This is a genomic window from Candidatus Hakubella thermalkaliphila (assembly GCF_013281975.1).
Lineage (GTDB): Bacteria > Actinomycetota > Humimicrobiia > Hakubellales > Hakubellaceae > Hakubella > Hakubella thermalkaliphila.
Genome location: NZ_BLRZ01000230.1, coordinates 1 through 1,553, shown reverse-complemented (window position 1 = coordinate 1,553; position 1,553 = coordinate 1). Strand labels below are relative to the sequence as shown.

The window sequence follows — 1,553 nt, the reverse complement described above, 5'->3', positions numbered from 1 at the left end:
GAATGTTGGCCTCCTGACTTCGTGGAGCCCAGGATCTCTCTCCTTTGGCCACCGCCGTCTGGCCATCATCGACCTCTCTCAGGCTGGTCATCAGCCTATGTCTAACGAAGAGGGAAGCGTTTGGGTTGTCCACAACGGGGAGATCTATAACTTCCCTGAGCTGCGAAAGCGTCTGGAGCAGAAAGGCCATAGATTTAGGTCCGATACGGATACAGAAGTAATCATCCATAGCTACGAGGAGTGGGGGGAAGAGTGCCTGCAGGAATTTAGAGGCATGTTCGCCTTTGCGCTTTGGGATGAGAAAAAGGAAAAGCTTTTTCTGGCCCGAGACAGGCTGGGCATTAAGCCCCTTTATTACGCTCAGGTCAATGACCAGTTTCTTTTTGCTTCCGAGCTCAAGGCCATTCTCGCCTCCGGCCTGGTCAAGAAACAGCTAGACCCTCAGGGACTGCACTACTTTCTCTCCTTCTACTCGGTTCCCTCTCCCTTCACCCTGATCCAGGGCGTAAGGTCCCTCCCAGCTGGCCATAAGATTCTGGTTTCCCAAAATGGGGTAAGAATCATACCTTATTGGGATGTGAGCTTTGGCAATAAAAGCGATGTTGCGAGAATGGATGAGGCGGAAATAAAGCTCGAACTCCGCCGCTTACTGGAGGAAGCGGTGAGGATCAGGCTGATCAGTGACGTGCCTTTAGGTGCTTTTTTGAGCGGAGGAGTAGACTCCAGTGCTATTGTCGGGCTGATGAGCCGGATGAGTAGCCTCCCGGTGAAGACCTTCTCAGTAGGATTTGGAGAAGAAGGTGCCGATATCGATGAGCTTAGGTACGCCCGGATAATAGCGGATAGGTTTAGTACGGATCATACTGAGGTCATCGTCTCGGGGAAGGACGTCCTGGAGGATCTGGACAGAATTATCTATGGCATGGATCAGCCCAGCGGGGATGGCATTAACAGCTATTTCGTATCCAAAGCCGCCAGAAAGAGGATAACAGTGGCCCTTTCCGGGCTGGGAGGGGATGAGCTGTTTGCCGGGTATTTGCATTTTAGGCTTTTATCTAAAATCTATAGTTTTGAAGAGAGATTTCCAGGGATGGCAAAAAAATTCCTGGTCAATTTTTATCGCAGGGCTCCTTCTAAAATTAGGGAGAGATATCCTATTAACCTGATGGGATATCTGGGAAAATCATTTGTGGATAAGTATGCCAGAGTAAGGAGTCTGTTTACAGAAGAAGAGAAAGAGAAAATTTACTCTGCGGCATACTCCAAAGCAAATAGAGACTTGATGAGACCGGAACAATTTCTGAGCAGCCTGACGGATAACAATGTCCAGAACTTGATAGAAAAGATATCCAGATTGGAGCTCAAAAACTACATGGCCCATACTCTTTTAAGGGACATGGATGTCATGAGCATGATCCACTCCCTGGAAGTAAGAGTGCCTTTGATCGATCACAAGTTAGTGGAGTTTGTCTGTAACATCCCTTCCCATCTTAAGCTGCAAGGCAGTACCGCGAAGTACATTTTCCTGGAATCCCTGAGAGATCTTTTGCCCG

General features: G+C 48.6%; 1 protein-coding gene. It reads left to right on the top strand.

The window, feature by feature from the left end:
• Positions 1-13: 13 nt before the first annotated feature.
• Positions 14-1,553: asparagine synthase (glutamine-hydrolyzing) (asnB, locus tag HW443_RS11130; RefSeq protein WP_308751107.1), on the top strand; the 1,540-nt coding region annotated here is incomplete at its 3' end.